Annotated in this window: 17 protein-coding genes; 10 read left to right on the forward strand and 7 right to left on the reverse strand. The window is 67.0% G+C overall.

The features are described 5' to 3' along the window. Window positions 1-44: 44 nt before the first annotated feature. Window positions 45-665, reverse strand: a complete 621-nt coding sequence (locus HD841_RS04680; protein WP_179507681.1) for a TetR/AcrR family transcriptional regulator — start codon at window positions 663-665, stop codon at window positions 45-47. Between the two features lie 75 nt (window positions 666-740). On the opposite strand from HD841_RS04680, the gene HD841_RS04685 reads away from it, so the two are divergent. The 8 genes from HD841_RS04685 (at window position 741) to HD841_RS04720 (ending at window position 11,594) form a co-directional block, all read left to right on the forward strand. Continuing rightward, window positions 741-1,688, forward strand: a complete 948-nt coding sequence (locus HD841_RS04685) for an alpha/beta fold hydrolase (protein ID WP_179507682.1) — start codon at window positions 741-743, stop codon at window positions 1,686-1,688. 129 nt (window positions 1,689-1,817) lie between these two features. Then, window positions 1,818-2,576, forward strand: a complete 759-nt coding sequence (locus HD841_RS20970) for a helix-turn-helix domain-containing protein (protein ID WP_179507683.1) — start codon at window positions 1,818-1,820, stop codon at window positions 2,574-2,576. Between the two features lie 171 nt (window positions 2,577-2,747). After that, entirely contained in the window at window positions 2,748-3,671 is a 924-nt protein-coding gene (locus HD841_RS04695; RefSeq protein WP_257015226.1) for a HEPN domain-containing protein, read from the forward strand. A 352-nt stretch (window positions 3,672-4,023) separates the two neighbouring features. Then, entirely contained in the window at window positions 4,024-4,542 is a 519-nt protein-coding gene (locus HD841_RS04700) for an RNA polymerase sigma factor (RefSeq protein WP_179507684.1), read from the forward strand. Window positions 4,543-4,554: 12 nt separating this feature from the next. Next, the gene (locus tag HD841_RS04705; protein WP_179507685.1) at window positions 4,555-5,496 is read left to right on the forward strand and encodes a FecR family protein; all 942 of its coding nucleotides are present in this window, start codon (window positions 4,555-4,557) and stop codon (window positions 5,494-5,496) included. A 100-nt stretch (window positions 5,497-5,596) separates the two neighbouring features. Next, window positions 5,597-6,070, forward strand: a complete 474-nt coding sequence (locus HD841_RS04710) for a helix-turn-helix domain-containing protein (protein ID WP_373562954.1) — start codon at window positions 5,597-5,599, stop codon at window positions 6,068-6,070. A 127-nt stretch (window positions 6,071-6,197) separates the two neighbouring features. Then, on the forward strand, window positions 6,198-9,140 hold the full coding sequence (locus tag HD841_RS04715; protein ID WP_179507687.1) for a TonB-dependent receptor domain-containing protein: 2,943 nt from the start codon (window positions 6,198-6,200) through the stop codon (window positions 9,138-9,140). 54 nt (window positions 9,141-9,194) lie between these two features. After that, on the forward strand, window positions 9,195-11,594 hold the full coding sequence (locus HD841_RS04720; protein ID WP_179507688.1) for an alpha/beta hydrolase family protein: 2,400 nt from the start codon (window positions 9,195-9,197) through the stop codon (window positions 11,592-11,594). A 13-nt stretch (window positions 11,595-11,607) separates the two neighbouring features. Here HD841_RS04720 and HD841_RS04725 read toward each other — a convergent pair whose 3' ends face one another. From HD841_RS04725 to HD841_RS04740, 4 genes are all read right to left on the reverse strand, one after another. Next, entirely contained in the window at window positions 11,608-13,305 is a 1,698-nt protein-coding gene (locus tag HD841_RS04725) for an asparagine synthase (RefSeq protein ID WP_179507689.1), read from the reverse strand. Then, complete coding sequence (locus HD841_RS04730) at window positions 13,302-13,919, reverse strand: lasso peptide biosynthesis B2 protein (protein ID WP_179507690.1); 618 nt, start codon at window positions 13,917-13,919, stop codon at window positions 13,302-13,304. Before HD841_RS04730 ends, HD841_RS04725 begins: the two co-directional genes overlap by 4 nt. Before the next feature lie 262 nt (window positions 13,920-14,181). Next, window positions 14,182-14,808, reverse strand: coding sequence for a GntR family transcriptional regulator (locus HD841_RS04735; RefSeq protein ID WP_179507691.1), 627 nt, complete (start codon window positions 14,806-14,808; stop codon window positions 14,182-14,184). Window positions 14,809-16,326: 1,518 nt separating this feature from the next. Further along, window positions 16,327-16,923 carry a hypothetical protein gene (locus HD841_RS04740; protein ID WP_179507692.1) on the reverse strand — a complete coding sequence of 199 codons (597 nt, stop codon included), beginning with the start codon at window positions 16,921-16,923 and terminating at the stop codon, window positions 16,327-16,329. Window positions 16,924-17,686: 763 nt separating this feature from the next. Between HD841_RS04740 and HD841_RS04745 the strand changes: the two genes are divergently transcribed. Together HD841_RS04745 and HD841_RS04750 are read left to right on the forward strand one after the other, a co-directional pair. Next, window positions 17,687-18,568: a LysR family transcriptional regulator gene (locus tag HD841_RS04745; RefSeq protein WP_257015229.1), complete on the forward strand. Its 882-nt coding sequence runs from the start codon at window positions 17,687-17,689 to the stop codon at window positions 18,566-18,568. A gap of 99 nt (window positions 18,569-18,667) precedes the next feature. After that, window positions 18,668-20,650, forward strand: a complete 1,983-nt coding sequence (locus HD841_RS04750; RefSeq protein ID WP_179507693.1) for a TonB-dependent receptor domain-containing protein — start codon at window positions 18,668-18,670, stop codon at window positions 20,648-20,650. Between the two features lie 395 nt (window positions 20,651-21,045). Here the strand turns inward: HD841_RS04750 and HD841_RS04755 are convergent, their stop codons facing one another. Both HD841_RS04755 and HD841_RS04760 read right to left on the reverse strand, forming a co-directional pair. Further along, on the reverse strand, window positions 21,046-21,702 hold the full coding sequence (locus tag HD841_RS04755) for an SDR family oxidoreductase (RefSeq protein WP_179507694.1): 657 nt from the start codon (window positions 21,700-21,702) through the stop codon (window positions 21,046-21,048). Between the two features lie 147 nt (window positions 21,703-21,849). Continuing rightward, complete coding sequence (locus HD841_RS04760; protein WP_179507695.1) at window positions 21,850-22,755, reverse strand: helix-turn-helix transcriptional regulator; 906 nt, start codon at window positions 22,753-22,755, stop codon at window positions 21,850-21,852. Window positions 22,756-22,882 lie beyond the last annotated feature (127 nt).

Consider the following 22,882-nt stretch of genomic DNA (forward strand, 5'->3'; position numbering starts at 1 on the left):
CACGAACTCGGGGATCGTTCAGCGTTCAGGCGTTCCGGATCCGGCTATTCGTTGGACGGCGAGCTACGCTGCGACGCGGATGCGCCGCGCCGTGCCGCGATGCCCGCCACGACGTCTTCCGCAATCCCGCGGAGTTCCGTCGCGGTCGCCCCATCGCGGGCCTGCACCGAGATGCCCTGCTGGACCGCGGACAGGTAGGTCGCGAGCCTCCTGGCCTCGTCGGTCGCCAACCACGTGCACAATGCGTCGGCAATGCGATCCCGCAGAGCCCGGCGGCGATCGGCGAGTTCGCGGACCAGCTGCTGCTGTTCGACGGCGCCCTCGACGAGACCCGTCGAGATCATGCACCCGCGTTCCTCGCTCGTCACGGCATCGATGGCGGCTTCCAGCAGACCCCCCACCGCCGCCTCCAGCGACCCGGCGCCCTCCATGCCGTCCAATGCACCAGGCAGCCCGGCGTAGAGGTCGAGCGCCTCGCGGTAGATGCCCGCCTTGCTGCCGAACGCCGCGTACAGGCTCGGCGGCGCGATGCCGATCGCGCCGCACAGGTCCGCAACCGAAACGCCTTTGTAGCCGTGGATACGGAAGAGGCGCATCGCCGTTGCGACGGCCTGGTTCCGGTCGAAGGTGCGCGGTCCGGAGGAACGACGGCTGCTCTTTTCCATAGCGATCGCTAAACTCCTCTTGACGCGGAAAGGCAAGCGCCTAGTGTTTAGCGATCACTACATATGGAGTTTCGCATGTCCCGTCCCGCCTATCCGATCCTCACCGGGTTCGGGTCCGTCCATGGCGTCCCCGCGCTGCCATCGGGCTTCGACGACAGGTTCGAGAGCTACCAGGTGCCCGTGGGGGACATATCCCTGCACGCCGTGGTCGGCGGCGAAGGGCCACCGTTGCTCCTTCTCGGCGGCTGGCCGCAGAACTGGTACATCTGGCGTGACGTGATGCTTCCGCTCTCCGAGCGCTTCACGCTGGTCGTGCCGGATCCACGCGGGCTCGGCATCTCGGACAAGCTCGACGGCGGATACGACAAGGGCACTATCGGCCAAGACCTCTTCGAGCTGATGACGGCGCTCGGGCATGATCGGTTCGCCATGGTCGGCCACGACTGCGGGATGTGGGTCGGATACGCCATGGCGGCGGATCAGCCTCGGCGGATCGCGCGGATCGCCCTCGGAGAGGCGATCATACCGGGCCTCGCCGTGTCACCACCGCTCATCCCCGACGAACGGCCGATGAACGACTTCCTCTGGCACAACAACTTCTGCCGGGTGCGGGAGGTGACCGAGGCGCTGGTGGCCGGGCGTGAGGAGATTTTCTTCGACTACCAGTTCACCAAGATACCCGTTCCCAATCCGATCCCTGCTAAGATCCGTGAGTTCTACATCGAGCTGATAAGGCGTGACCGGCGGACGCTGCGCGCGAGCTTCGACTACTACCGTGCGATCGACGACGACATCCCTGCCAATCGCGAGCGGATGAAGACCAGGCTGACGATGCCGGTGCTCGGCTTCGCCGGCGAGCTGGCTTGTGCGGGAGCCGTCGAGGAGCAGCTGACCCGTGTCGCCGACGACCTTCGCTGCGTGGTCATTCCGGATTGCGGTCACTTCGTGCCGGAGGAGGCGCCGATGGCTTTGCTGGAACTGCTGACCTCCTTCCTGGAGCCGTACCGCGCGGAGGGCGGCTGAGTAGGCAACCGCTGCACGGCGCGACGGTTCGTGATCCGACGGCGTTCAACGCGGTCGGCTTCGAGGTGGGCTGTCGAGCTTGCGGAAGGTGTTCCGTGTCGGCTGGCCGAAGCCGGCGGTCGAAGGGGCGTGATCGTCGCGCCGGCGGCGTTCGGTCTCCTCGATGGCGGAGCGCTGCCGGGCCGACGCGCGGCGAGCGGCCGGGTACGTCCGGTCGTGAAAGTCCGTCCGGCGACGGCGAGACCGCCGTCGCCGGAAGCCGGTATGAACCCGTGCATCTACCGCCCAGCGGGCTGGAAGCGGATCCTTGCGGCCGACCGGGGCTGCTTCCGACATCCTGATGAGCCACGGATCCGCTTGTCGTGGTCCGAAGGCATCGCTACCTTCCGATCCAAGATGGCCCTGACCTTCCGTTCCGAGATGATCCCGGATGACTTCGGGGTGACGCTGGCATCGGCGAGGAGCGCGCGAGGTTGGACGCAAGGCCGGCTCGCACGCGCCTGTGGGGTTCGGCGCGAGACGATCTCGCGCTTGGAAGCCGGACGACGGCGCCCCACCGCGGACGTGGTGTTCCGTCTCCAGGCGGCTCTTGATCTCGAGCCGGGCGAGCTGGTTCCGACCTGGCCCGAGTGGAGCCCCGTTGGCCTGCCGACCCAGTCGGCCCGTACCCGCGACAGACGGCGCGAGCGGCGGATCCCGCTGCGCGACGCGGCGGCGGCGGCGGGCGTCAGCATCGCCACCCTGTCGCGGTTCGAAAGAGGCGTGGGGCCGGTTCCGCGGAAGCTGGACATAGATGATCCGGATCCGCCCGAGGCCGCGAAGCTGGCGTTGGCGCAGCTCCTGGGTTTCGCCGATGTCGCCGAGTACGCCAGGCATTGTCGCATGTAGCATGCTGGCGCCGTGCCGACGCGGCGGATGAGGATTCCGCGTGCCGGGCCGATGCCGAACCTGGCGTGCCGCTTCCGTCCCGAAGACGCGCTGCTGACACGTTCCACTCCTTTCCCTTAGGGTTCCATCCTGCCCGGCGCGTTCCTCGGAACGGGATGCAAGGTGCGGATTATGATGCTACGCAGCCGTCCGATGCGCGTGGACACCGATCACCTGCCACAGGCCAAGCGGCAGGAGCTGGCGAAGATCGTCCGCATTCTATTCGCGGAGTTCGACGACGCGCTCTCCGGTCGCAAGGCCGAGTTCCGGAAGAACGGACGCATCCTCAAGTTGATCCTGTACGGCTCCTACGCCCGGGGCGATTGGGTGGCCGATCCCGTGGGTGGATACTTCTCCGACTACGATCTGCTCGTCGTCGTGAACAACGATCAGCTCGCGGACATGGTGGAGTACTGGAGCCTCGCGGAGGACAGGCTCGTTCGCGAGACAACTATCTCGGGTAGCATCGCGACGCCGGTCAACTTCATCGTGCACGGCCTGAGCGACCTCAACCGCCAGCTGAGGCGCGGGCGTCCGTTCTTCCTCAACATTGTGCGGGATGGGATCGCGCTGTACGAGGCTCCCGGTCATCCACTGGATGGTGCCGAGCCGCTGTCGGAGGAGCAGGCCCGGGCGGAGGCGCTGATCCATTTCCAGGAGTGGTTTCCAAGCGCGGTCAAGTTCATCCGCGCCGGTGACTTCCTGGTGGGGGACAACGCGCCGAAGGAGGCCGCCTTCCAGTTCCATCAGGCCGCTGAACGCCTCTACCACTGCGTTCTTCTCGTCCTTACCCTCTACAGCCCCAAGTCGCACAAGCTGAACATGCTGCGATCCCAGGCGGAGCGACTCGCGCCGACTCTCATCGAGGCGTGGCCGCGCGAGACGCGGCAGGATAAGAGGGCGTTCGAACTCCTGCGCAGGGCCTACGTCGAGGCGCGCTACTCGCCGCACTTCCGTGTGACGGCGGTGGAGTTGGAATGGTTGTCCGCACGCGTATCTGTGCTGCGCGATCTCGTGGAGGAGGTTTGTCTCGCCCGGCTCCGCCTGGACCCCTGAGGCGGTAGATTGTGGAACGCGTGCCCCTGCGGTATCCACGTGGGGTCGGGTGCCGCGATATAGGTGATGGTCCGTCTGTCTGGGGTCCCTGCGGACGATGACGCGGGACCATCGGCAAGTAGCGGACCTCCACAAAGGTTTCCAACACCCGACCCCACTCCCACTTGCGCGAACCGGCAGGTTGTATCAGGTTGGTGCTTCCGACGGCGCCGGCCGGCGGAGGGGTGTGGAAACCTTTGTAACGGAGCTGACGGGCGGCGCATGCCGTACCGATGGTGGTGGTCCGCTCATTGCGCGCCGGTGCCCTCCCGAACCTGTGCTCCACGCGACGACCGATGCATGGAGAACGGCGATGAGGGGACTGCCCTTGGGAGCGCCCGCTGACGAGGATCTCGACCTGCGGTACCGGACGTTCGCTCCGTGGCTCGCACGGACGCTCGCGAGCCGGTTCGGACTGGCCCGACGCGACGTGGAGGACATCGTGCAGGAGAGCTTCATACGGCTCTCGCGGTACAGTGTCGCGGATCGGGGTCGACATCCCAAGGCCCTGTTGATGAGGATCGCCGCCAACCTCAGCGCGGACGGCTTCAGGCGCAATGTCGCCAGGAGGCAGGATCGTCACGTCCCGCTCGACGTGATCGAGCACGACTCCGCGTCCGCCTTCGGCGCGGCGGCGGACCAGGAGGCGATATACGAGATGAAGCGGGCCATCCTCGATCTGCCCGCGAACCTGCGCGAGACCTTCCTCCTGGCGAGGTTCACGCCGATGACCCATGCCGAGATAGCCGCGCACCTTGGCATCTCGACCAAGACCGTCGAATGGCGCATCAAGAAGTGCGTTTCGATCTGCCTTGAACGATTCGAGCTCTGAGACGGGGTCCCGATGGTCGAACCTGACGACACTGCGAAGGAGGAGGCCGCTTCCTGGTTCTCGCGGCTGCAGACGCGATCGGTGACCACCGGCGAGCTCGCCGACTTCGCCCGTTGGCGGCGCGATCCGGCGAACGCGGCGGCCTACGAGGCCGTCGACCGCTTCTGGAGCCGCTCCGCCGCGCTCGAGAACGATCCGGACATCATAGACGCGGTGCGGAAGGCGCGGGGCGGCGCTCGCGCGTCGGGTGGGCGTAGGTTCGGCCTCGGTGCCGTGAAGCTCGGCGTGCTCGCGCTCGGCGTCGCGACGTGCTGCCTGGCGGGGTTCCATTTCCTCAGCGCCGACCCGACGTACAGGACGGCTCGGGGCGAGCGCTCGGCGATAAACCTCGAGGATGGCACTCGCATCAGGCTCGACGCGGATAGCGTCGTGACGACCAGGTTCGAGACCCGGCGGCGGAACGTCGTGCTTGAACGGGGGCAGGTGTTCCTGAGCGTGCATCACGATCCGACGCGTCCCCTCGTCGTCGACGCGGGCGACGGGCTGACGGTGGAGGCGGTGGGCACCCGCTTCGACGTGCGACGGCTCGCCGACAGGGTTCGCGTCGCGCTTCTCGACGGGGCCGTGGTCGTGCGTCGCCGGGGCTCCACGCTGACGACGATGCGGCCGGGTGAGGCGATCGAGGTGCTCGACGGCGGCGGGGTCCACGAGCTGCCGTGGTCCGCCGCCGGCGCGGCCTGGCTCGACGGCAGGCTGTCGTTCAAGGGCACGCCGTTGACGACGGCGGTGGCCGAGATGAACCGATACTCCCGGAAGCCGATCGCCATCGGAGCGGATGCCGACCGTGAACAGCCGCTGAGTGGCGAATTCTCGGTGGACGATCCCGGCGGGTTCGTGACTGCGGTCAACGCGCTGCTCGGCGACGGGACGTTGCGGCCGACGGACGATCGCTGATGGCAATCACCGGACGATCCTCTCAGCGCGATCCCGTGCCGGGGCCATCGACCGACGTCGTCCAAGGAGCGGCCTGATCGAGCGCGAGGCTCCCAGTCCGATCGCGGCCACCTTCCGGGCGATCCGGAAGCGTCGGCGCATGCGGGCCGCGGAGGTCGCCCGGGCGATGGGCATGGCGCCGCGATCCTATGAACATCTCGAGGCCGGAACCGGCCGCATCACCTACGAGCGCATCGTGGACTTCGCCGAGGCGACGGACAGCGACCCGATCGCGATCCTTGCCACCCTCTCGTTCGGAAGTGCCGAATTCGCCCTGCGGTGCATCGACAACAAGCTCATGACCATAATGATGATCGCGCTCATGGAGCTGGACGCGGACCTGGGTGACGACCTGACCTATCTCGACGCCCAGACGCTCGTCGGAGGCTTCACCCGGCTGACGCGCGATCTGGCCCAGCACGTGCGCAAGCGGGAGACGTTCGCGGAGGAATGGCTCAAGCAGGGATCGAGTCGGTTGTCGCCGGCGAGAACGGGGGCGCACCCGCCGAAACTGAAACCCGTGCGGGGTCGATGAGCATCGGGTCGGAATCCCATTAGGGTTTCGGTCCGTTCATCACGTTTCACCCATGAACCGCAGCTGGATCTCGTCGCTGCGAGCCGGGGGGAATGGAATGGGACGTCGTAGCTTGCGGGTCGCCAGCGTGATCACGTTCGCGGCACTGCCGGTGGCACAGGTGCAGGCGCAGCGGAACACGCTGGAATTCCGCATTCCAGCGGGAAACATGGATGATGCGCTGCGGGGCTACGCCCGCATCACGGGCCTGCAGATCCTCTATAAGCCGGAGGATGTTCGTCGGCTGAGGTTCGCGGGGCTCGACGGCAGGCTTGAGCCCGCGGTCGCCCTGGAGAGGATACTCGCCGGTAGCGGACTCGTCGCGCAGCGCCCCGCTCGGAACGTGGTCATCGTCAGGACGGGGCGGCGGCCGGCTGGATCCGACGGCGGTGGCATCACGGGCGAGGGTGACGGCGACACGGAGCCGGCCATCGTCGTGACCGGGTCCAACATCAGGGGCGGGGCGGCTACGGAACCGGTCCGCACGTTGACCAGGCGGGATCTGGAGCGGTCCGGACGGGCGACCGTGTCCGACGTGCTGGCGATCCTGCCCTCCAACTTCGGCGGCTCCGGAAACCCGGTGGCCAGCCTGACCGGAGCGGACGCCTCTTCGCTGAACTACTCGTTGGCTCCAGGGCCCAATCTCCGAGGGTTGGGGGCCGACGCTACGCTGACGCTCTTCGACGGGAGACGCGTCGCGGGCTCCGGTGGCAGGGGGGACCTGACCGACCTTTCCGCCATACCCTCGCTTGCCGTCGACCGGGTGGAGATTCTGGCGAACGGAGCCTCGGCGATCTACGGCTCCGACGCCGTGGGGGGCGTCGTGAACGTGCTTCTGCGTCACCGCTTCGACGGCCTCGAGGTGCGGCTTCGCGGCGGGCTCGCTCCGGGGGGCGTCGGCAGCGGCATCGTCGGGTTGGCGGCGGGCAGGACGTGGACGGACGGCTCGGTCTTCCTCGCCTACGACCTCGAACGTCGGGACGCCCTGTCCGCGAGCGACAGGGCGTACACCGCGACCGGAGACCTGAGGCCTTTCGGGGGCAGCGACAGGCGATCCTATCTCTCCTCGCCCGGAACGATCCTCTCGTTCGATCCGCTGGTGGGTTCCTTCCTCCCGGCGCTCCGCATCCCGACGCTTCCGGCGGGGCGGCGACCCGGCCCTGCCGACCTGACAGCAGGAACGAACCTTTCGAACACCCTGGCGGGTGTGGGGCTCTCGCCCGCCATGGATCGGCAGACGGCCTACGCCCGCGTGGAGCAGGGGATCGGCGGCGGCATCGAGCTCCACCTCGACGGGCGGTATTCCCGCAGGACATCGAGGTACGATTCGCCGGCCGGTCAGACGATCCTGATCGTCACGCCCGCAAACCCGAACTACGTACCGGTTGGCAACGATCCGTTCAGTGCGATCGCCTATTCGTTCGTGGACGATCTCGGACCGGCACGGGCGCGGGGACGTGTCGAAGCATTCAGCGTGAGTGGCGGGGCCACGTGGCAGTCGGGGTCGGGCTGGACATTCGATGGATACGTGAACGTCGCACGCGAACGCAGCCGCGAGCGTGTGACGAACCAGCTCAACTCGACCCTGCTCAACGAGGCGCTCGGCAACGTGCCGAACCTGCCGGACACGACGTACGATCCCGCACGGGACGGCTACTTCGATCCATACGGGTCCGGCACGGCGAACGGCTCCGCGCTGCTCGCGGCGCTCGCCTCGGGGTTCACCCTGTCTAGCCGGCGAAGCGGGGTGACCGAAGGCGTGGCCAAGGTCGAAGGTCCGCTTCTCAGTCTGCCGGGCGGGTCGCTGCGTACGGCGATGGGCGCTTCGTATCGCAACGAGAGCTTCTCGACCGGAGGGGTCAGCTTCATCTCGGGCACGCGGCCTGCACCGCTTTCGAGCGCCGGCGGGGATCGTGATGTCGGTGCCGTCTTCGCGGAAGTGCAGGCGCCCATCGTGGGACCGGCGAACGCGGTGCCGGGCCTCCGTTCCGTCATCCTGTCGGCTGCCGCGCGGCATGAACGGTATGGCGATTTCGGCACAACGACCAATCCCAAGGTCGGGCTGTCGATACAGCCCGCCGAAGGCGTCACGCTGCGGGCGAGCTGGGGAACGTCGTTCCGCGCGCCCGCACTGTCGGAGACGACGGAACGGCGACGCATCGTCAGCACCTCGCTGCCGGACGCGTCGGGGGCGTACGTGCCCGTTCTCGTGCTGGCCGGTGGCAATCCCGACCTTGGTCCCGAGAAGGCGAGCACCTTCAATGCAGGGTTCGTCCTGGCACCGGGCGGGCTTGCGGGCCTGAGCCTCGAGGTCAACGTGTTCTCCACCCGCTTCCGCCAGAGGATCGCACAGCCTGCCCTCCAGGACCTCCTGCGGGCGTTGACCCGCGCCGACCTGTCGGCGTTCGTCCAAGCCGTTTCACCGTCAACGAGGCCGGCCGACCTCGCGCTCGTCAATGCGCTCCTGGCTGAACCAGGTGCCAGTCCCGACGCGTTTCCGGCGGCGTCGTACGGGGCCGTCGTCGATACGCGGTTCGCCAACACCTCCGTATTGGCCGTCAGCGGCCTCGATTACGACCTCAACTGGAGACGTGCCTTCGGACGCGACGAACTCGGTGCCAGCCTCGCTGCGACCTGGCTGTTCCGATACGCGGAGCGGCTGACGGGGACCGCTCGGCTGACGGATCGTCTCGACACCTTGGGCAATCCGGTCAATCTGAAGCTGAGGGGCGGTGTTACCTGGAGCAGAGGACCGCTCTCGGCGTCGGCGAGCGGCAACTACGTGGACCGTTATCGCGACGACGCGTCGAGTCCTGGGCGCGCGATATCGGCGTTCACCACGATCGACGTGACTGCGGGCTATTCGCCCACCAGCGGCCCGCTCCGGGATTTCCGCTTCACGCTGGCGGTGGAGAACCTGGGGAACGCATCCCCGCCCTTCGTCGATCGCGTCAACGGTCTGGGCTTCGACGCCGCCAATGCAAATCCGTTCGGACGGATCGTATCCTTTGAGGTGCGCCGCGCCTGGTGAGCGTCTCGCGGTGACCCCCCGTTCCTGAACCTCTAGACAATGCCGGAGACCACGATGCGCAGGATGTTCCTGGCCGCTCTTCTCGTCCTTGCGTCCTTCGCACAGGGGTCCGCGGTGGCGAGGCCGTACGACATGGACGCGTTTCTCAAGCTTCGCAGCTATGGCGAGGTGGCGATGGCGCCGCGCGTCCGCCTGGTCGTCGTCGAACGGAGGAGGCCGTACGAGCTCTCCCCGGACTTCGGATATGGCGCGTATGCCAACCGTCGCGCCCTCGGCGAGGTGCTCGCGACGTCGATCGATCGGCCCTCGGTGCTGCGTCCGCTGTTCGCCCAGGAGAGCGGCGCCGGCTACTGGATGGCCGGACTTTCGCCCTCCGGACTGAGGATGGCGGTCTATCGGTTGCGGGAACGCCGGCTTTCCCTCGGGGTCGTGGACCTGCGCAGTGGCGGCGTCCGATGGCTGGCGACGCATCCCGACCTGCCCACCGCGGCGCCCAATCCGACGTGGCTCGCGGAGGACAGGCTCGCCTACGTCGCCATGAAGGAGCCTCGCCTGCCCGCCATGCTGCTCGCCGGCACCGGCTTCCTCGACGATCTCGTCGGTCTCTACGCCGCGCAGGCGAGGGGCGGCCTATCCGGTACGTCGATGTCGAGCAGGAGGGGAGCCGCTCCGGACCGGTCGACGCGGCGGGTCGTCCTGGAGGATCTGCGGTCCGGAACGTCGCGGATCCTGTTCGAGGGTGACGTGGACGACCTGGTGGCCTCGGAGGACGGTTCGCGGATCGCCGTGGTGACCGCCGGGGCTCCGGTCTCCCCACCGGTGGACCCGATCTCGGTGAGCTTCGGCGCACGGACCCACGAGGTCCACATCGTGGATGTCGCCAGCGGCGGCTCGGTGCGGGTCGTGGGGCAGGTCATGCGGGGCGTGATGAGCTGGTCGAAGGACAATCGCCTCCTGCTGTTGATGAGGGAGGATTCGCTCGACTGGAGGCACGGCTACTACGCCGTCGCCGACTCCCGCGGTCACGTCGTCCGCGTGGGAGGGAAGGGGGCGTTCGCGCAGGTCGTCGAGGAAGGTGGCGGGCGCACGAGCCACGCCGGATGGGCTGGCTCGACACCCGTCGCGTTGATGGCCGGCACCGCCGGCGGGGGCGCTTCCTGGAGGCGGCTGCTGCCTAACGGATCGGAAAGGGTCGACGTCTCGAACGCCGCGGTGCCGGTTGGGCGGTCACGCGAGGCGCTGCTGCTGCAGGATGGTCACCGGGTCGTGGCTGTTGACGACCATGGACAGGCGGGGTTCGCGGATCACGTCGAGCAGGCGGAACCGCTGTTGCTCGAACCCTACAACATCGGGTTCCGCATCGCGATGAACCCGGAGCGTCTTCGGCTTCTGCGACGTCTTCGAGGCGGTGCGACGGACCTCCTGACGTTCGACGACGACCTCGCGCGGACCAGGCAGGCCCTGGCTGCATCCCGTCCGGTCCTCGCGGCCATTCCGGGAGCCGCCGTCACGATGGAGCGCGACGCCCATGACCGACAGGTGCTGCATCTCGAGCGTCGCGGAAACCGCCCCCTCGAGCTGGACCGGATCAACGATCAGGTCGGCGATGTCGACCTTCCGGTCGCGGTCAAGCTCCGTACGACCGACAGGTCCGGAGCGCCGCTGACGCACTGGCTGCTCCTGCCTGGCGGCCGTGCCGGAAGTCCACCGCTCGTCGTCGTCCCTTATCCTGGTACGACCTTCGGCGACGATCTGCCGTTCGAAGCTCGGCTCACGTCGTACAACACGTCCATCAGCGCGCCGATGCTGGTATCCGCGGGCTATGCGGTGCTGCTGCCGAGCATGCCGACGGGGGGCGGGGACGCCCGGCCTTCCGAGGACATCGTGCCGCAGGTCGAAGTCGCGGTTGCGGCGGCTCGCCTGACCGGTCTCGTCGACGTGGCACGCACCGCGGTCATCGGCCACAGCTTCGGCGGGTACGCCGCTCTGGTTCTGGCGACCCGGAGCCGGCAGTTCCAGGCCATAGTCGCGAGCAACGGTATCTCCGACGTCGCGGCCATGCACGGAGCCATCAGCGGACTGGACCGTCTTAGGCTCGAACAGGGCATTCCCTTTCCATTCTCGGCGGGGTGGGTCGAGGGAGGGCAGGCGAACATGCGTAAGCCGCCGGCTTCGGATCCGGGGGCCTTCGTGGAAGCCAGTCCCGCCTACGGGATGGATCGGGCACGGGCGGCGCTGCTTCTGATCGGGGGGGATCTGGATCCGGTGGAGATGTCGCAGATGGAGCGGGCCTTCATGGAGGCGGCTCGACATGGCGGCGACGTGGAGCTGCTCCGCTACTGGGGGGAGGGGCATGAGCTGTCCAGTCCCGGAAACCTGCGGCACTGCTGGCGGGCGACGCTCGACTTCCTGCGCAGAAGCCTGTCGCCGGCGCAGGGGCGGCTGGCGGCGTGACGCCACATGTCCGTCACCGCCGCCATGCCCGCAGCCAGGCTTCACAGCTCGCCGCCAGCATGAGGGAGTGGCTCGACCGGTCGTAGAACAGATGCTCGCGGGTGAGGGTCTCGTCCATCCGGTCGTTGTCGATGATGCCGGCGTCGGCGAGCGCGCCGCCGAGCAGCACGTCGCGGAGGAAGGGGAGGTTGGATACCGCGGAGCGGTTGTAGAAGGTCGTCGCCTCGCCCTTGGCGAAGCGACTGCTCACAGGGGCGGGAAGACGGGATGAGAAGGCCTGCCGTGCTAGCGCGCGGTCGCCGGGCCCGTGGGAAAGCATCCATGAAGGGATGGAGAGCACCGTCTCGAGCACCGGCTGCGCGAGAAGGGGATGGATGATCGGAGGATACCCCGAGCTGGGTCTGGTGGAGTGGAAGATCTGGGCGTTCGCGAGCATCATGATCTGCTCCCTCTTGCCTATCGGCAGCGCGTCCGATGTCCCGATCCAGGCGTGCGGCGGATTGCGGGTACATCCCCTCGCATCAGCGCTGAGCCAATCGGGCGTTGCGGAGACCCGGGGCAGCCGAGGCCTTCGGACGAGGCTCGACAGGACGGGCAGGAGATGATGCCAGATGGTGGTGCGGGTCCGGACCGCATCGCCTTCGAGGCCCGCCAATCCCCGCATCCGGAGGGCCGCCATCCTGTCGATCGTCACGGAATGGCTCGCGGGCTGGAAGAACACGGCGTCCCCACCCTGGCCGGTGAGCACGCAGTCCGCGCCTTCGCGAGCGGCGGCTTCCCCCACGATCTTCGCGAACAGGTCGTCGAGCCCGTGGAGGAACGGGTGCTGGATCTGCGCTTCGTCGAAGAAGCTCCGGTAGGACGGATAGACGTCGCTCGAATCCTCGGTCAGTTCGATGCCGGCGTGGCGCGCGGCCGAGCGGGCGTACTGCACCTCCGAGACGTCCCCCCCGGCGGAGACGGCCGTGACCGCCTTGACGCGTCGGCGGTGGAGGGCGGTGCTGGTCGCCACGATCGACGAGTCGAGACCACCCGATAGCTGGACCAGCGGCATCGTCCCGCAAAGGCCGTCGATCGCGACGTCGACCGCTGAGACCAGGCGATCGGCTGGCGCTGCACGATCCTCGCCCGTTCGGGCGGGGGTCCAGATGTCCAGCGCCGGTGAACCGCCGTCGATCCTGCGCAAGGTGCCCGGGACCAGGCGGGTGACCCCCTCCAGCAGCCGTGTCGAGAGCGTGGTCGTCGGATCCGCCAGGCAGCCTGCAAGCGCACTCTCGTCGACGCGTATTGGAAGTTCCGCCCCATCCATCATCTCGCCGTCGATGATGTCCGCGACGAGCGTCACCGACCCGTCGCTCGCGATCGTGGCGTGTCCGGCGCCGGATGGGTCGACGAAAACGTGAGGACCATCGGAGGCGTCGATGAACGCTATGTAGCTCCCCCAGGTCTCGGAGCACAGCAGTTCCGCGATCGATCGTGCCGGAACCATGAGGTCGACGCCTGCCAGCCTGGAAAGCCCGATGTTGGCCCCGATGACCAGGACGGCCTCGCCGAGCCTCTCCATCCCTGCGCCCGGCGAGGCGGCGACGATGAGCGAGGACGTCTCGTGGATCTTGGAAAGTCCGCGGCGGCTCAACTGTCGCAGGATGCGTTCGGTGCGGCTGCGACCTGCCGGTCCGCTCCAGGCGATCGCGACGAAGGACGGATTCATGGCATGCCGACCATGACGGGGGCGAACGCCTGCACGCGTTCGAGCGTGTCGTTCAGCACGCATCCTCCATGCTCCACCCAGCAGTGGGCCTCGAACGGATGCGTTCTGACTCCGAACACGATCTCGTTGGGTACGCCCAGTCCGGCAAGGAAGCGGGATGCTCCCAGCGACGCCGGCAGGCAGCGTGATGGGGTCGGAAGAAGGAGCTTCGCCTTGGCGTAGCGTGCGATGGCCTCTTCGACGTCGTTGGGACAGGCTTCGCGCGAGGGGCGTTCGCGCAGGTATGTCGAACATGGCAACCCACCCCGCAGGCGAGCGGCGGCATGCAGGGTCGCCAGCGCGAGCCGTGGCACGTCGGCGGGATGCCGCGCCTTCGAGGGGTGGACGGGCGATGCGAGGCCGCGGGAGGGCGCAGGCAGTGGCGGCAGCGGGGGAACGTCGGTGTCGACCAGCACCCCTGCGAGGAGCAACGCGTCGATCGCGCCGGGGACCAGCTTCATCGCCGCGCCTCCTATCCTTGAGCCATGTTCGTCGGCGGTGGCCACGGCGTCGTGCAGCGCATGGTATCGGTCGGCGGACAGATCGACCATCACGAGGTCGGTGCCGACGGCCACGGCATGGATGTGGGGGGCGAGGCTTGGCATCGGCCGGAACGGCGGCGCTCCGGTGAACGCCGCCGCCGCACTCAGATGATGTAGCGCAGGATGGCGCTGTCGCGCTCCGGCACCGATCCCATGACCTGGGCCGCGGTGACCTTGCTGGCGCGGCCGAGGTCGGCAAGGGTGAACTTCTTCATGGTGGTTCCCTTCGGTTGAGTCGCAGGATCTTGCGACACCCCCAGAAGGCCACACCGGTCCTCTCTACTCGATCTATATCTCAATTATCTTCCGGCATCGGACATGCCCGTTCCACCGCGTCGCAGATGGCCGATGCCGCGGCGACCCGGCGGCGGGTGAACGAGCGCAGCGCCTTCGAGGCACCGGATCGGGAGGTGAACGCCATGCGCAACCCCTCGATCTCCATACGCCATGAGGGAAGGACGTCCGGTTCGAAGCGCCGGTACGGCGCGAGCATGTTGGACGTGCGGACGAAGTTCTGGACAAGGCTACGGTTCGCACATCCCGCGAACGGGATCCCGAGCGTCGCCTCGACGCGTTCGAGCGCGTCCCGACCTTCATCGGCCGGGCACGCCGGGGGCACATCGTCGGGTGGGCCGGCACGATATCGGATCGCGGCCTCCACCAGGATCCCTTCGAGTTCGTAGAGGCCGGCGAGGCTTCCGCCGCCGAGGCGGGGCACCTTGAAGCCCCTGCGCGACGGTTGAGCCGCGACGAGGCCTTCCCCCGCCAGCCGCTCCAGCGCCTCCCTCACGGGCGTGTGGCTCATCCTCATCTCCCGGGCGAGATCGGGAACGCTGATGAGGCTGCCCGGGCGGCGCGCCGCTCCTCTCAGTTCGACGAGAAGATGGCTGCGTACACGGGTCACTGCCGATGGCTTGCTCATGATCGTCCTCCCGGCGGAAGGGCAGAGCATCGGGGGTGGGGGGCGAGATCGTATGGGAAAGGCGGTCGCGACGCCCGCAGCGACGCATCGTGTCGCGGTGGACGACAGAAGTTGGCGTACGTCCGACGACGGCTGCGCGGATGGCGACCGCGGCCGGAGGCGGAAGCGAAGATCACCGGGGAGAGCCGATCCGATCTCCAGGTCTTCACCCCGTGTCCTACAGGTGTGGGCGGTCGTTCCTCTCCATCCGCCCGTAGGATGGTCCCGGCGCGGGACATGCGAGGCCCGGCGACCGTTCGGGCCGGCATGTCGGGAAGCCGAATGCCGGAGATGACGTTCTCGACCGCGTGGTTCGATGGGGCGTCTCCCGCACGACCGGTGTGGCGCGGGGTCGCGATGTTCACCGTAGATCGTGGAACGAATGCCCTCCGGGCGGTCGGAACTTCAGAAACCGGCATGGCGGGACCTTCCCTTCGCCCATGCTTGTATGTCGGGCTGATCTCGGTGCTGCAAAGACGTCACATGAAACTCGCGCCGGCGTCCGTCATCGGCCGGAAGACCACACCCGAGTGGTGTCGCCAGGACCCGGAGGTCCGACCTTCGACCCGGCGCATCACCTCGGTGCTTGACGGCGTTCCTCTGTTCTCGTGAGATCGGCGCCGCGCGCGCCGCGGACGTGCCGGCCGCCTCATCCTCGCCTGCATGCCGTGGTGCCGCGGCGGCGGCTGTCCGGTCACGGCGACCGCCGCGCTTGTCGACCGTAGGTCCGGCCTGCCCGGCACCGCTCCCCCTCGCGGTTCCGGCGGTCTCGCTCGGTCGCCACCGCGCCTCGGCCTGGCCGAGGACGCTCGACGGAGCCGGACCGCCGGCGCGTATTCGTTGGTCCGCTGCGCCTTGCGGCGCCTCGTCCCCGGGCCTGCCGCCCGGCGGCCGGCGTCGATGCCTCCTGCCGGAGGCGGCCGCCGCGTCGCTGACGACGGCGCATGGGCGACGCCGCATGTCGGCGCGCGAAGGGGGCGCTCCCCGGGAGCGCCGCCACGTCCGCCGGCCGATGGCGGACACCGGAAGGAAGGAGAAAATGCGACCCTCCAGGTGAGGGGAAAAGCAGTTGAGGCGCTGGCAGGCGCAAGGAGGAATCCGATGGATCGCGTACCGAGCCGACCCCTTCCGACGTTCGGTGCCGCTCCATGTGCCGAAGGGGAAAACGCGGCTGCGCGATGCCGCGGACCGCCGCGGGCGGGCCCGACCGCCGGACGGTCGGGCCGGGCGGACCGCCCGAAGGCGGCCGACCCTGGAACGCGCTCCGAGCGCGGACTTTGGGACGCGGATCCTCCTCATCCGCGTCCCCGGAGAGGTCCGGCGGCCCGCCAGGGACCGGACCTCTCCGACCGTCTTCACGGAATGTTAAGACCCATCGGTCTACCGGCGTAGCCGCGGGCCGGGCCCGGCCTCCGCCTTTTCCCCTTTCCACTGCCCTGCATCGCAACGGGTTTGACTTCGGGACGCGCACGCATGCGCTCATGCCGCCTTGCGGCGGCGCGTCCGCCCGACCCGGTCGGGCGCGGCGGAACAGGCGCTCCTCGCCAGCTGATCGAGGAGCTTGCCCAGCGTTTCGGAGCCCTCGCCGTAGCCGATCCCTATCAGCGTCGGGATGAGGTGGTTGTTGTCCGCGTGCTGGATCCACCGGTTGAATGCGTGCCGCAGCTTCGGAGATGCGAAGACGTGTCGCATCAGGATGTCGTTGCGCACTCCATGGGGGCCCTGCAGGGTTTCCCCGAGCAGCAGTTCGCCGGGGTGTTCTCCGCTCAGGATCACGGCGCCGACGACGTGCTCCGGGGGCTCGGTCGTCAGCAGTTCGTGCATGTGCCTCTGGAAGGCGTCCCGCCCGATCAGCGCGCGCAGTTCGCCCCAGTTCTCCCAGAGGTGCCGGCGCGCGGCTGCCCAGCGGCACATGCAGTCGAGCGACGGCTCATCGGCGCAGGGGGCGATCCAGAGCGGCGTGACGGGCTGGGTCCCTGTCATCAGCTCCTTGTTGACGAACAGCAGCGCGTGGGTCTCGCCCTTGTCGGCGAGGAAGAAGTGACTTGCGTCGTGATCGATGGTCTTTTGAAACATGGCGTCGATTCCCTGGATTGAGGCTGCGCCGTCTCCTTCAGAGGTTTTTCCCCTTTCCGTGCCACGGCACGAGGAATCTCTCTGAAATGCTCCGCATCGGTCCGGACGCCTTGGTCGCGTACCGGCCGCGATGGCCGATGCGCAAACGACGACCGCCGCGTACGGCGATCGTCGATCCTCCTTCGCGCGCCGCTGGCGTCGGCGCCGTCGGCGATATGGATTTGACGGGATTGGGAGTGGGACGGGCGCAGTTGACGAGGGCCACGGCAGGAAGCCCGTCCGCCGGGACGTCATGTGGCCTCGATCGGCCTGGAGTGGACGTCTGGCCTTGGTGTCTCCGCCGTCCGGCAACGCTGCCGCGGACCACGTACATACATCCGCAGCCGGACGAGTCGGGTTCAAGAGGAGCTGATGGTCGCAGACCGACCCGATCATCACGCTGTCGACGTACACGCCGTACCGCGGTTTGGCTGACGCCATGCCCACGCTGATCGCCTGCCCGTTTGATGTGATCGAACCAACGCTGCTGCGTTATTGGCGCAGCGCAACATATGGACCTCCGACAGCGCGATGCGATCCTTCATCAAGATGCCTGGAGATACCAGTTCCACGTTACTCGAAATTGCGATGTGCACCTTCACGCCATTTGTCGAACGAGCCGATTGCGCCGAAACCGTGTTTTCGATAACGACTCTCATTAACGAACTATCTACTTGTCGATCGAGAAGGAAGCACCATCCATCCGGGCAACGTTGATCTGAATTTGCTCGCGACCCTGGCAGTCTTGTTGCAGACCAGGAGCGTCACGGGAACGGCGCGAAGGCTCGGGTTGAGTCAACCGACGGTCAGCCGCTCGCTCGCGGAGCTGCGCCAGATCCTGGACGATCCCTTGCTGGTTCGGACCAACGCCGGCATGCAGCGGACGCAACGGGCAGAAGACCTGGTCACGCCTGTCGAGCAATGGCTGGCATCGACAAGTGCGCTGTTGCATGCCCCGCGTCTCGACACCGCCTCGCTTGATCGCTGTTTCCGCATCGCGTCGACCGATTACGGCGTGCTCACCGTTATCGCACCGGGACTGGCAGCGATCACCGCCGATGCACCCGGTGTGAGGATCGAGATCGCGGCATTCAGCACGGACATGATGCAGAAGCTGGCGTCGGGGGAGATCGACCTGGTCATCTCAGGGCTCGAAACCGGTCATTCTGGCGTTCAACGCCGCGCGTTGTTCGCCGACACGTACACCTGCGTCATGCGGGCGGGACACGATCTTGCGAGGCGGGACGATCCCCTGACGCTCGATGAGTTCTTCGCCTGGTCGCATGTCGGCGTGGTCGTCAGCGATCTGGCCGTGGATGGGGTTGAGGTGCGGCTCGGCGCACGGGGCGGGGAACGGCGGGTGACGGTGCGCCTGCCGTACTTCCATGCGGCACCTGCGCTGATCGCCGGCAGCGATATGTTGATGACGTTGCCGACGCGTGCGGCTCTGCGCTTCGCCGGCAGCTACGGTCTTGCAGTCCGGCCGGCGCCGGTCACCATCGCCAAGCTCGACTACCGGTTGCTGTGGCACGACCGCAGCGTACGCGACCAGGCGACGATGTGGCTGGTCGACCTGCTCGCACGCCACTGCGCATCCGCTGAGTGAATAACGCATATTCGGCTTTCGCGGCTTTCTCGGATCGCGCTCGCCGGGCATAGCGGTGCGAACGACTTGCAATAGCAGGCGATAACGGGATCCAGGAATTTGACAATCCGACACCGCCCTACTGCGGCGCTGATAGCGCTTGCCTGCTCGACATCCGCACTCGCCTCGGGTCCTGATCCAGACGCGCAGGGCCAGACGACCCGCGCGGATGAGATCGTCGTCACGGCCTCGGGCGGACGCGAACAACAGGTGAAGAATGCGCCGGCATCGATCAGCGTGCTGACCCGCGAGGATCTGGATCGCTTGCCGTATCGCGAAGTGACCGATGCCCTACTGGAGATACCCGGTGTCACCGTGACCCCGGGTGAAGGCAACAGCCGCGACATCTCCATCCGCGGCATGGCGCCGCAATACACGCTGATCCTGGTGGACGGCAAACGTCTGTCGAGCCGTGAGACGCGGACCAATGGCGGCAACATCTCGGAAGGCGGACAGTTACCGCCGTTGGAGGCGATCGAGCGGATCGAGGTGGTGCGCGGGCCGATGTCCTCATTGTACGGGTCCGATGCGATGGGTGGGGTGGTCAACATCATCACGCGTCGCATCGCCAAGACTTGGCGCGGAAGCGCGCGGGTCAATGGCACGATGCAATTGGGCCCCGACTACGGCAACGTCGCCGACGGCAACTTCTATCTGTCCGGCCCGATCGCCGGGTCGGTGGGCATTCAGGTGCAGGGCGCCGCGACCCGGCGCGGGGAGGACCGCGTCATCGGCGGCACGCCAGAGCGCCGCGACGAAAGTCTTGCAGGCAAACTCGGCTGGAATGCGGGTTCCGACCACAGCTTTCTCGCCGAACTGGGGTATTATCGCCAAACCGTGACCGCGACGGCGGGCAAGACCGTTGCAACGAGCGCAACGGTCCCGATGGGGATGGAGAACGTCCAGGCGCAGCGCCGCTACGTCGGCTCGATCAGTCATTCCGGCCACTGGGGCTTCGCGACGTCGGAAAGCTACCTTCAGCTTGAGGACGCGAAGAGTCTGCGGGATGGCAAACGCATCAAGAACACGATCGCGCAATCGATCTGGATGGTCCCCCTACCCGCCAATTCGCTGAGCGTGGGGGCCTATTACCGCAATGAAGATCTCACGGACACCGTCGGCAACCTGCTGGCCGGGTCGACGCGCGACGGTGCAAGTCGACGGCAGGTGGCGGTGTTCGCGGAGGACGAGGTGACGCTGCTGTCCGGACTGCGTGTGACCGGTGGTCTGCGCATGGACGACGACCAGCAATACGGCACGCACTGGACGCCACGTGCCTATGCCGTGTGGAACATCAGCGGGGCCTTCACCTTGAAAGGCGGCTATTCCCAGGGGTTCCGTGCGCCGAACCTGCGCCAGACGCTGCCCGACTGGGGTCAGTCGAGCCGTGGTGGTACGATCTACGGTAATCCCGATCTGGAAGCGGAGACGTCGCGAACGGTCGAAGCGGGATTGCTGCTCGATGTCGGCACCTTCCAGGCCAGCCTGACTGCCTATGACACCCGGTTCGACAACAAGATCACCCGCGTCACCTGCATCGTGGCGGATGCGTGGTGCAGCGGCGAGCCGTTGAGCTCGATCGGGCGGCCACCGACGACCTATGTCAATGTCGACAAGGCGAAGGTACGCGGGATCGAGGCAACGATCGATCTACCGCTGACCACCACCCTGAGGTTCAATGCGACCGGTACGCTGACGGACTCCGAGCAACTCAGCGGGGCCAATATCGGGGCCGCGCTGAACGATACGCCCAAGCAGCAGGCGAGCGCCTCGCTCAACTGGAAGCCGACGGCGCGGTTGAGCGGCTACATCCGGGGGATATTCCGGGGCGAAGAGGCGATCACCGAGGCGCAGATCAGCGGCAATTCGATCGTCGCGCCATCCTACACGACGATCGATATCGGGGCCTCGTTCAAGGTCTCGCCCCGGTTCACGCTGCATGGCGGCGTTCAGAACGCCTTGGACAAGCGTTTGAACTATGATCGGTTTGGGTACGTCATCGATCCGGCACGGATCTGGATGGGCCTTGGCACACGGTTCTAGGCATCAACCATGCCTAGACCCCGACGGCGTTTGATGTCCTTTGACGGCAGTACATCGGGAAAGGGCCTGAGCACGTGGTCAACAGCTACACCGTGTTCACGAGGTTGATCGTCGAAGGCTTTCTAAGCGCGACGCTGTCAACGGGAACAGCGTGCGGGGCGTTCGGACGGCGGTGCCGACTCGCCGCTTCCGTGCAGTTGCGCGGTGCGAGCTTTCACAATGGCCCGTCGTGAATCGGGCTTCGACGGGAGGTACCCATCACGGACCTGCCGCTTCTGAAACCTGTGCGCGAACATGCTGCCGGGAAGCGTTGGAGGCGACACTCGCAGACACATGCCCGCGCTGGCCGATCACCTCCAGCTCGGCGTCGATCTTGGCACGCGCGGGATCGCGCATCAGCCGGACGCTGGCGGTGTCGAGCGAGCGGTCGCGGGTCGGCCGGTCGGGCGTGTCGCGCTCGCCGAGATGGAAGAACGATCCTTCGACCATGACCGGACCGAGCGCCCGGGCGCGGCTGACCAGACCGCCCCAGAGCACGAGGTCGAAACCCTCGTGGTCGATCCCCACGGCATCGCGTCGCAGGTGCGCGAGATCGTCCGGGCGGCGCTGCTGCGGCAGCGTGTAGTGAGGTTAGCCGGGGACATGGTCGGCACTATGCCATCCTGCCGCGCAGGCTCCGCCACCATGTCCCAGTTGCTCATGTAGTAGGCGGCTCGGATGATGCTGTAGGGGATCGACTGCGCCGCGAGCCCCTGTTCCAGTTCATAGAGGGTGTTTAAATCGCCGAGCTGGTCGCCGGGCTGCGCACCGTAGGTGGACTGCGCGACGATCATCTCCAACCCCGACCCGTCAAGGGCGGCCAGCAGCTGGCGGACCGTCTCCTTTTCTGCATGATCGGTGTCGGTCGCCGGCACGGCTGGCGGGTTAAGCAGGAAAAGTCGCTTTCCGGTCCGGAACACGTTGCGCATCGCTTGGACATCATGAACATCCGCGACCGCCACCTTGGCCCTCAATGCTCGGAAAGGCTCGGCCTTCTCCACGTTGCGCGTCACGACAGTGACGTGTCACCTTGAGCGAGCAACGTCTCAGCTGTCGCCGAACCGACATGCCCGGTGGCGCCTAGGATTATGAACACCGCTTCCTCGTTGATCAATCATCCCGACATAGGACGCCGGAATGACAATTCGTGTCAGGAGGCGTCACAGCGCGAGATCGGGCTCGACTTCGCGGTACCTGGACATCAGTCTGCTGCTGCTCAGTAGTATTCGCTGCTCGCTAACCTGTTCTTCCCTGATCCGATCGGTCCGGAAATGCCGGAACGCCCCCTTGGCTTCGCACCAGGCCGCGAGCATCTCGACTTCGTCGAAGAAGCCTAAGGCGATCGGCCAGACCGTTCGGGAGGATGGTCGTCCTTCCGCGTTTGCATACGCGAACGTCAGCTTTCGACCACGGCGGATTGCGCTTCGAATGGCCGCGATCACCTCGTTCCGGCGCGATCCGACGGGACCCACGACCAGCCCGTTCGCGCGTGCCCGGTTGGCGGCGCCCTCAGGCATCACGTCCGCGATCTTCGCCATCGCGCTGCGGGCGCCCTCACTCAATGCGGCGTCGCCACGGCGCATCACGTAGCGCAGCCCGAGCACGATCGCGTCGGCCTCGTCGGGCGCGAACGTCATGGGCGGCAGAAAGCTACCCGCCTTCATGATGTACCCAGAGCCGGCCGCGCCCGCGATCACGGCACCGCGAGCGACCAGCACGGAGACTTGGCGGTAAATCGTGCGTTCGGACACGCCAAACTCGCTTGCCAGAGCGGCAGCGGTGGCGGGGGCATGCCGACCTCTCAGCGACTGTACGATCGCCAACAAGCGTACCGATCTCGTCATCACCTTAGAACGGCTCAACCCGGTCTTCGTTCTCAACGCGGCGGGCCGCGTCGGCGTACGCCCGTCGATCGTCCGAGGACCTTGAACGCCTTTGACCGCTCCTTCCCGAGCGATGCCTCCGGAGCTCTTGATGCGGACGATGCCCGACGGCGGCATGATGGAAGCCGCCGTCTGCACAAGAGCCGACATGCTGCTCTCGGTCGCTGTGAGGACACGCGACATGTCCTAGGTTCGTGAAGGCGATTGGACCGGGGGGGCGACTTGCTGCCCTGCATCGCTGGGCTGCACGCCAGTTCCTCTGTCCGCAAGGTGTTCGCTTTCTGCGTGGATGTCCTGACCGATGCTCAAG

The organism is Sphingomonas melonis (assembly GCF_013409985.1).
Lineage (GTDB): Bacteria > Pseudomonadota > Alphaproteobacteria > Sphingomonadales > Sphingomonadaceae > Sphingomonas > Sphingomonas melonis_A.